Origin of the sequence: Leucobacter sp. PH1c (genome assembly GCF_000633415.1) — a bacterium.
Taxonomy (GTDB): Bacteria; Actinomycetota; Actinomycetes; order Actinomycetales; family Microbacteriaceae; genus Leucobacter.
On record NZ_AYMV01000016.1, the window covers coordinates 88,485 to 97,684 of the forward strand.

The following is a 9,200-nucleotide window of genomic DNA, read 5'->3' on the forward strand; positions in this document are numbered from 1 at the left end:
GGTGTCGCGCCCGAGCTTCGCCGAACGCTGGGATGACATCTCACTGCGGGCGAAGATCACCGGCGTCACGGTGTTCATCCTCTTCCTCGGGCTCATCGTGGCGGGGGTCGGAACGCTCTCCGTGCTCCGCCCGATGCTGCTCGCGGACCAGACGAACACGCTGAACCAGCTGCGCAAGGATCCATCGCTCGCGCTCGGCACCGGGGCGGATCTCGCGAACCTCGAGCGCCCCGACATCCTGTACGCGAACCAGCAGTACTACGTGGCGCTCTTCGACGCGGCCGGTGCGCTGCAGTACGACAACACCCACGGCGTGGCCGAGTCGTCGGCTGTGCCTGAGCTGCTGTCGCCGCTCACGCTCGACACGCTGCTCGCCGATCCGGGGCAGTTCATCCCCATGTCGAGCCCGGATCACGGGACGTGGCGCGCGGTCGCCTCCCCGGTGCTCGTCCACGGGCAGCCGAGCGGGATCCTGCTGATCGCGTCGTCGACGGCGGCGATCAACACGGTGGTGGCCCGCTACGTGATCGTTTTCACGGGCTTCGGGATAGCGGTGATCCTGCTCGGCGCGGCGCTCACCCGCCTGCTCGTCACGACCACGTTCCTCCCGCTCGCGGAGGTGGAGCAGACCGCCCTCGAGATCGCGCGCGGCGACACCTCGAAGCGCATCATGGTGGCGAGCCCGCACACGGAGGTCGGCCACCTCGGCCAGTCGCTCAACGTGATGCTCGACCGGCTCGACGGATCGCTCGAGGACCAGGCGCGCACGATCGAGCGGATGCGGCGCTTCATCGGCGATGCCAGCCACGAGCTGCGCACGCCGCTCGTCTCGGTGCGCGGCTACGCCGAGCTGTACCGGATGGGCGCGCTGCAGGAGCAGGAGCAGGTGGGCCAGGCCATGGAGCGGATCGAGAAGGAGGCCATCCGCATGACCTCGCTCGTCGAGGATCTGCTCGCGCTCGCCCGACTCGACGAGCGCCGACCGCTCGTACTCACCTCCCTGCCTCTCAACCGCCTGGCCCAGGACGCGGCGCTCGACGCGGGCGCGCAGGCGCCGGACCGCGAGGTCACCGTGATCGAGGATCCCTCGAACCCATCCGTGATCGGTGACGACCACAAGGTGCGCCAGCTCCTCACGAACCTGATCGGCAACGCCATGCGGCACACTCCCGAGGGCAGCCCGATCGAGATCATCGTGTCGACGCCGGAGGCCGCTCCCGGTGAGCGACCCGTCGCGCGCTTCGAGATCGCCGACCACGGCGAGGGCGTGCCCGAGCAGATTCGCGACAAGATCTTCGGCCGGTTCTGGCGCGCGGACTCCTCGCGGAACCGCGAGACGGGCGGCTCGGGCCTGGGCCTCGCGATCGTGCAGTCGATCGTCGATGCGCACCACGGCCGCGTGAGCGTGCACGACACCCCGGGCGGCGGCGCCACGTTCCGCGTCGACCTCCCCGGCTCCCCGCCTGCCCCGATCACGGGCGAGACGGCGGCGATCCAGACCGCCCCGATCGAGCGCCCGGCGCAGGCCCCGGAGGCCGCGGCCCCCGGCGGCTCGGTGCCCGCCGCCGGGCCTGGTGCTGGCGAGGCTGGTGCTGGCGAGTCCGGGGCTGGCGAGGCTGGTGCCGAGTCCGGCCCCGCCGGGCCTGCTGCCGGCGAGTCCGGCGCTGGCGAAGCCGGTGCCGAATCCGGTTCCACCGGGCCTCGTGCCAGCGAGTCCGGCGCCGGGTCCGGCGCGGGCCCGACCGCGGAACCCGGTTCCTCCGAGGGGAAGTCCGCCGAGCAAGCAGCACCAGGCTCGGACCACCCGCCGGCCGAAGGCACGGGCACGCCGAACCCCGCCTAGCCCTCACGCTGCCGCACCGCGGCCTCCTCTCCCCGCGCCGCCCCCGCTTCGCGCGGAGAAATCTGGAATCTCGGAGCTTTTCCCCGTGGAGGCTCCGAGATTTCGGATTTCTCCTGCGGGATGAGAGAGGAACCCGGTCGCGCGCGGGCCCGGCTCGGGTGGACAGTGCGCGGCCTCCCCTGTGAGATGACGGTCATGATCCGACGCTGCACCTCCGGCCAGTCGCGCTCGATCTGGCGCGCGCTCACTCGAACCGTCACGAATCCGCTGGCAGCGAGCCGGGCGTCGAGCGCGTTGTCGGAGTCGCGCTGCTTGCCGATGTGATGCCCGCCGTCCACTTGCAGAACCAGCCACCCCTCGATCAAGAAGTCGAGATGCGCGCCCAATACCCACGCCTGCGCGACGATCCGAAGGCGGAGAGCGCGTATCCTGCGGAGCACGTAGCTCTCGAGGCCTGAGTCCGAGAACCTCGTGCACTCGGCGAGCAGGGCGCGCTCGGGCCCGCGGAGCGGGAGCCGCGCAAGCACGTCCCGGGTGACGTGCCCGCTCCGCAGCGCGGACTCCCACACGGCGTGCGCCGCCTCGGCGGGCTGGCACTGCGAGACGAAGACCAGAGCGTTCTCCAGCCGGTCCACGAGCTGGAACGGTGTTCGCCGCACCACCGGCACGCCCCAGTGGCACACGTGATCACCGGCCCACACCTGAGACTTCGGTGTCGGTGCCGCCACGTGCAGCTGGCTCAGTCTGCTCGGCATCCAGAGTGAGTGCCGCTCGACCACGCTCAGGCAGCTGAGCAGCACGCCATGCACGGCCGCATAGACGAGGCCCGGGTCGGCGTGCGGCAGCGCGATCCACCCGTGGCGTGGCCGCACCAGGCGTTCTGCCCGGAGAAGCCCGCGCAGCGTGTGCACGGAGTAGCCGAGGTCATGGAGCGCCGCCGCTCGCATGATGCCCCCGGCGCGTTGGAGCCTGTGTTCGAGAGTCATGCGGATGAGTGTCGCCCCGCACGGCCTCCCGCGGGGAGAGAACCGACGAATTGTGGATCGACGTCGTGCAAGCCCGGGCTGTGAGCGGCTCGCAGTACGTGGATGCCGGATTGACCCCGTCCTTCTCGGGCTGCGCGCTGCTCACCACGCGCGTCGAGGGTGATCCGCCTCCGATCCCCACGGAGAAATCCAGAATCTCGGAGATTTCGCGGGGTCAGCGTCCGAGATTCGCGATTTCTCCTGTTGGATGCGATGCGACGCAACGCAAGCACGGGCGACGCGACGCAAGCTCGGGCGTCACCCCAGCACACCCCCGAAAACGCAGCAGGGGCCGCACCCGAAGGTGCGGCCCCTGCCGAGGAAGCGGGACTTAGAAGTCCATGCCACCGGTCGGGTCACCGGCCGGAGCGGCGCCAGCCGGCTCGGGCTTGTCGGCGACGACGGCCTCGGTGGTGAGGAAGAGACCGGCGATCGACGCAGCGTTCTGCAGCGCCGAGCGGGTCACCTTGGCGGGGTCGAGGATGCCCTGCGCGGCGAGATCGCCGTACTCACCGGTCGCGGCGTTGAGGCCGTGGCCGAGGGGCAGGTTCGCGACGCGGTCGACCACGACGCCGGGCTCGAGGCCCGCGTTGAGGGCGATCTGGCGCAGCGGAGCCTCGATGGCGGCCTGGACGATCTTCGCGCCGACGGCCTCGCTCTCGGACAGCTCGAGCGTCTCGAAGACGTCCTTGCCGGCCTGGATGAGCGCGACGCCACCACCGGGGAGGACGCCCTCCTCGACGGCTGCCTTCGCGTTGCGGACGGCGTCCTCGATGCGGTGCTTGCGCTCCTTGAGCTCGACCTCGGTCGCAGCGCCAGCCTTGATGACGGCGACGCCACCGGCGAGCTTCGCGAGGCGCTCCTGGAGCTTCTCGCGGTCGTAGTCGCTGTCGGTCGCCTCGATCTCGCGGCGGATCTGGGTCACGCGGCCCTGGATCGCCTCTTCCTCGCCGCCACCCTGGACGATGGTGGTCTCGTCCTTGGTGATGATGACCTTGCGCGCGGTGCCGAGCATGTCGAGGGTCGCGTTCTCGAGCTTGAGGCCGACCTCCTCGGAGATGACCTGGCCGCCCGTGAGGATAGCGATGTCCTGGAGCATGGCCTTGCGGCGGTCGCCGAAGCCGGGAGCCTTCACGGCCGCCGACTTGAAGATGCCGCGGATCTTGTTGAGCACGAGCGTCGCGAGCGCCTCGCCCTCGACGTCCTCAGCGATGATGAGGAGCTGCTTGCCCGACTGGATCACGGGATCGACGACGGGGAGGAGGTCCTTGATGTTCGAGACCTTGCCGTTGACGATGAGGACGTAGGGATCCTCGAAGACCGCTTCCTGGCGATCGGCGTCGGTGACGAAGTAGGCCGAGAGGTAGCCCTTGTCGAAGCGCATGCCCTCGGTGAGCTCGAGCTCGGTGCCGAAGGTGTTCGACTCCTCGACGGTGACGACGCCCTCCTTGCCGACCTTGTCGATCGCCTCGGCGATGAGCTTGCCGATCTGCTCGTCGGCGGCCGAGATGGACGCGGTGGCCGCGATCTCGTCGGTGGTCTCGATCTCCTTGGCGTTCTCGAGGAGCTTCGCGGTCATGGCCGCGACGGCCTTCTCGATGCCCTTCTTGATCGCGATGGGGTCGCTTCCGGCGGCGACGTTGCGGAGGCCCTCGCGGACGAGCGCCTGCGCGAGAACGGTGGCGGTGGTCGTGCCGTCGCCCGCGACGTCGTCGGTCTTCTTCGCGACCTCCTTGACGAGCTCGGCGCCGATCTTCTCGTAGGGATCGTCGAGCTCGATCTCCTTGGCGATCGAGACGCCGTCGTTCGTGATGGTGGGGGCGCCCCACTTCTTCTCGAGCACGACGTTGCGGCCGCGCGGGCCGAGCGTCACCTTCACGGCGTCGGCGAGAGTGTTCAGGCCTCGCTCAAGCCCACGACGTGCTTCCTCATCAAACGCAATGATCTTTGCCATGTATTTCGCCCCTCCCGGACGTTCTCGTAGTGGTGAGCAGCACAGCGACGGCTGGCATCGATGCGCGGAGCTTTAGCACTCAGTCGATTCGACTGCTAAATCAATCTTGGCACTCACACGGGGGGAGTGCAAGCGGTGTCGCTCGCGCTCAGCGAACAGGGAGGGACGAGCTTCTGAACACCGGGAACCCGGGATCGAACGGCGCGGGATCGAGTCCGGGGCGCGGGATCAGGGCGCGGTCGTCGCGGGATCCTGCGGGAGCCCCGTGTCTGGGTTGATCGGGAAGCCGGTCTCGGGGTCGATCTCCCAGCCCGTCTCCGGATCGATCTCGGGATCGCTCGCGCCGGAGCTCGGCAGCCCCTCGGCGTCGGTGCTGCTCGCGCCCGCGTCGGTCATCTGCTGCGCCTCGTCGAGTCCGGGGCCCGCGTAGTCCTCGCCGATCAGCACGACGAGGTCGGCGTTGTACGAGAGGTAGTCGTCCGTCGTGTAGGTGGAAAGGCCGCCGAGCTTCGCCGCGAGCCCCGCGGCGGCGGACGCCTGGGCGGGATCGGAGTAGAAGACCGCGGAGATCTTCACGTCGGAGGCGCTCGCGCTGCCGGAGAAGAGGATCTTGCCCCACGCGTTCTCCGTGATGATCCCGTCGAGCGCGGCCGCGAGGTTCTGCGTCGGGGTGCCGTTGAGCACCGCGACGGTCGCCTCGGGGTTCAGGACGGCCTCGGGCTTCTGCGTCGCCGAGGTGTCCCCGCCGAGCGGACTGCCCGAGAGCGGGAGCTTGCCCGCGTCGCCGATGCTGTGCACCGCGAGCACGCCGACGGTCGTGAGCAGCGCGAAGCCGAGCAGACCGGCGATCAGGTACTGCCACACGTAGCGGGGGCGGGCCGTAACGCGGTGGGCGCCGACGCGGCCGCGGCCCGACGGGATGCGGTCGAAACGGTCCTCGGGGTAGTCCTGGCGAGCCCCACGGCGCGCGCCGGCGCCTTCGGTCCTTCTCGCCACGTGAGTCCCCTCGTCCTGTGCCACGGCAGTTTCTGTTGCGCAGGATTGCGCGAATTCGGATGCGCAGGATCTGCGCGATCAGCCCCTAGAGTACATCGCGAGAGCTGCCAGAACGGTGAATCGGCCCCGTTCTCCCGGCTACTGCAGGGAGTCCGGTGCGTAGAGCGCGCGGGCCAGGCCGTCGATAACATCCGGGATCCGGGTTCCCCCGGCGAAGAGCAGGGTGTCGTCGACGTCGACGATCCGGCGGTTCTTCCCCGCGGTCGTGAGCGCGATGCTCGGCTGCGCAGCGAGGAGGCCGTCCACGCCCCCGGCACTCTCGAGCCCCTTCGTCATGACAAGGATCACGTCGGGATCGATCGCGATGAGCGCCTCGTCCGTCATGGGCTTCTCCCCCGCCCAGCCGATCTCCTTGGCGACGTCGATCGCACCGACGGAGCGGATGAGGCTGTCGACGCCGCTGCCCTCGCCGAAGAGGTAGTAAATGCCCGAGGTGCCGCGCACGTACAGGAACGCGACCCGAGGTAGCTTGTCCGCGTCGGCGGGGAGGAGCTTCGCCACCTCGGCCTCCTTCGCCGCGATGGCGTCCTGCATCGTCGAGATGAGCGGCGGAGCAGCCTCGCTCACGCCGAGCGCGTCGGCCACCTGCTGCGCCGTCACGTAGGTCGTCTCGGCGTCGACGGCGCGGTCGACGGTGATCACGGGGATCCCCGCGTCGCGCATCTGCAGCACGACGTCGGTGGGGCCGATGCTCCCGTCCGTGATGATGAGCGTGGGGCTGAGCGACAGCACGCCCTCGGCGTCGATCGAGTGGCCGTCCTTCGTGACGACCGGGATGTCCTCCGAGCCGGGGAAGTTCGTCGACACGTCGCGGCCGACCATGTGGTCGGAGAGCCCGTAGGCGTGCACGAGCTCGCCGAGCGATCCGCTGAGCGAGAGGGCGAGCACGCGGGACGTGTCGGTCACCGTGACCTCGGTGTCCCCCGAGCGGTCGTGTGATGTGACCGTCACGGGCAGCTCGGGATCGGGCGTGTGCTCGAGCGGGGCGATCGTGGGGCCGCCGATCAGGGCCGTGGTCGGCCCCTCGACGGCGCTCGGATCGGCCACGGGGGTGAGGTCTGAGAGCGGGGGCAGTTCGACGCTCTCTGCCGCGTGCACACCGGATCCCGGGCCGCCAGTCTGGCAGGCGGTGAGGCCGACGCCGATGAGCGCCACCGTGGCCAGGGCGAGCGCCCGCCGGATGCGAGCACCACGTGTCGTGCGCATGAGATCCCCTCGAAGTCGCGTTCGGTGCTCGGCGGCGGCGGCGCCGCGTCTGAGCGGGCTCGGAGCTCCCCGGGCATTCCCGCGGGTTAGCCTATCCCAAGAAAGATATGATGAACATGAGAGGTTGCCGCGCCTGCGCGGCCCCCGGGAGCGCGTGCGTCCCCGCGGCCTCCCCCCAGTACTCAGACGAAAGCTGCTCCCCGCGCGCATGACTCCCTCCAGCCGAACACCCGCTTCCCGGCACGCCGCGAAGTCGACGATCCTGTTCACCGCGCTCGCGGTCGCGCTCATCGCGTCGATCCTCGTGTCCGCGGGCACCGGCCAGCTCGAGGTCCCGCCGCAGGAGGTGCTCGGCTCGCTGCTGCACCGGATCGGCATCGACTGGTTGCCGCTGCCGTCGCACCCCGCGGGCGATCAGACGCTCTGGGCGATCCGCTTCCCCCGCGTCTCGATGGCCGCGCTCGTGGGTGCGGGCCTCGCCGTCTCCGGCCTCCTGATGCAGGCGATCTTCGGCAACCCGCTCGCGGAGCCCGGCGTGATCGGCATCTCCTCGGGCGCGGCTGTCGGCGCGGGTCTCGCGATCGTGTTCGGGCTCACGCTCTTCGGCGAGTGGACCACCGCCATCCTCGCGTTCATCTTCGGTCTCGGGGCGACGCTCATCGTGTACGCGATGAGCCGCGCCGACGGCAAGACCGAGGTGGTCACCCTGGTGCTCACGGGCATCGCGGTGAACGCCGTCGGCGGCGCCGGGATCGCGCTCCTCACCTTCCTCGGCGATACCCAGTCGCGCGAGCAGATCGTCTTCTGGCAGCTCGGCAGCCTCGCGGGGAGCCGCTGGTCACAGGTGCTCGTGATCGCGCCGGTGATCGCGATCGGGCTGCTCGCCGCGTACTTCGCGGCGCACAAGCTCGACCTCCTCGCCCTCGGCGAGCGGAACGCGAGGCACCTGGGCGTCAACGTGGAGGCGCTGCGCATCACCATGATCTTCGTGGTCGCGCTGCTCGTCGGCGCCTCCGTCGCCTTCGCGGGCATCATCTCCTTCGTCGGCCTGGTGATCCCCCACCTCATGCGGATGGTGCTCGGCCCGGCCCACCTGCCGCTCGTCACGGCGAGCGCACTCGGCGGCGCACTCCTCCTGACGCTCGCGGATCTCGCGGCCCGCACGCTCGTGCCGATGGCCGACATGCCGATCGGCATGCTGACGGCGCTCGTCGGCGGCCCGTTCTTCTTCTGGCTGTTGCGACGAACGCGCAAGCGGAGCGGAGGCTGGGGATGAGCGCCAAGCACATCGCGCTGCCCACGCGCGCGGCGACCGGCGAGACGATCTGCGCGGCGGAGTCTGTGGTGCTCACCCGCGGTGGGCGCAACCTGCTCGACGGGGTCTCGCTCGAGGTCCGCGCCGGCGAGGTGCTCGCCCTGCTCGGCCCGAACGGCGCCGGCAAGTCGACCCTGCTGAGCCTCCTCTCCGGCGATGTGAAGCCCGACCGGGGCACCGTGCGCTTCGGGGGCCGGGAGATCGCGGACTGGTCGCTCGTCGACCTCTCGCGCCGCCGCTCGGTGCTGCTGCAGGACAACCAGCTCCTCTTCCCCTTCACCGTGCACCAGGTCGTCGAGATGGGGCGTGCGCCGTGGCGCCGCACCCCGTTCGAGGACGAGGACAACGAGGCGATCGCCGAGGCGATCTCGGCGGCGGACATCGCCCACCTCGGCAACCGCCGCGTGCCCTCCCTCTCCGGGGGCGAGCGGGCCCGCACCGCGTTCGCGCGGGTGATGGCGGGCCGCACGGGCGTGCTCATGCTCGACGAGCCGACGGCAGCACTGGACCTCGGGCACCAGGAGGCCGTGCTGACGCTCGCGCGCGAGCGCGCGCAGGCGGGCGACGCGGTGCTCGTGGTCCTCCACGACCTGAATCTCGCGGCCGCGTACTCGGATCGGATCGCACTGCTGCGCGACGGCAGGATCGCCGCCTGCGATGCGCCGGATCAGGTGCTCACCGCCGAGATCGTAAGCGAGGTGTACCGTACCCCGGTCGAGGTGATTCCGCACCCCGTGACCGGCCAGGGCATCGTGATGCCGAAGCGCGGATAGTTTCGTGAACGGCGGAGGCCCCGGATCC

7 protein-coding genes are annotated in these 9,200 nt (G+C 70.2%); 3 read left to right on the top strand and 4 right to left on the bottom strand.

Annotated features, from left to right (window positions below):
* Nucleotide 1 precedes the first annotated feature (1 nt).
* The gene (locus tag U874_RS0105550; RefSeq protein WP_025133552.1) at nucleotides 2-1,843 is read left to right on the top strand and encodes a HAMP domain-containing sensor histidine kinase; all 1,842 of its coding nucleotides are present in this window, start codon (nucleotides 2-4) and stop codon (nucleotides 1,841-1,843) included.
* On the opposite strand, the gene U874_RS0105555 is transcribed toward U874_RS0105550, so the two are convergent.
* From U874_RS0105555 to U874_RS0105570, 4 genes are all read right to left on the bottom strand, one after another.
* Complete coding sequence (locus tag U874_RS0105555) at nucleotides 1,840-2,754, bottom strand: DUF559 domain-containing protein (protein WP_157834212.1); 915 nt, start codon at nucleotides 2,752-2,754, stop codon at nucleotides 1,840-1,842. The genes U874_RS0105550 and U874_RS0105555 overlap by 4 nt on opposite strands.
* Nucleotides 2,755-3,199: 445 nt before the next feature.
* Nucleotides 3,200-4,822, bottom strand: a complete 1,623-nt coding sequence (gene groL, locus U874_RS0105560) for a chaperonin GroEL (protein WP_025133554.1) — start codon at nucleotides 4,820-4,822, stop codon at nucleotides 3,200-3,202.
* Between the two features lie 228 nt (nucleotides 4,823-5,050).
* Complete coding sequence (locus U874_RS0105565) at nucleotides 5,051-5,818, bottom strand: LytR C-terminal domain-containing protein (protein WP_025133555.1); 768 nt, start codon at nucleotides 5,816-5,818, stop codon at nucleotides 5,051-5,053.
* A gap of 138 nt (nucleotides 5,819-5,956) precedes the next feature.
* Nucleotides 5,957-7,084 (bottom strand): hemin ABC transporter substrate-binding protein, encoded by a 1,128-nt coding sequence (locus U874_RS0105570; RefSeq protein WP_025133556.1) that lies wholly within the window; start codon nucleotides 7,082-7,084, stop codon nucleotides 5,957-5,959.
* A gap of 208 nt (nucleotides 7,085-7,292) precedes the next feature.
* Here U874_RS0105570 and U874_RS0105575 point away from each other — a divergent pair, with 208 nt between their 5' ends.
* Both U874_RS0105575 and U874_RS0105580 read left to right on the top strand, forming a co-directional pair.
* Nucleotides 7,293-8,360, top strand: coding sequence for an iron ABC transporter permease (locus U874_RS0105575; protein WP_025133557.1), 1,068 nt, complete (start codon nucleotides 7,293-7,295; stop codon nucleotides 8,358-8,360).
* On the top strand, nucleotides 8,357-9,172 hold the full coding sequence (locus tag U874_RS0105580; RefSeq protein WP_029987736.1) for a heme ABC transporter ATP-binding protein: 816 nt from the start codon (nucleotides 8,357-8,359) through the stop codon (nucleotides 9,170-9,172). Before U874_RS0105575 ends, U874_RS0105580 begins: the two co-directional genes overlap by 4 nt.
* Nucleotides 9,173-9,200: the final 28 nt, after the last annotated feature.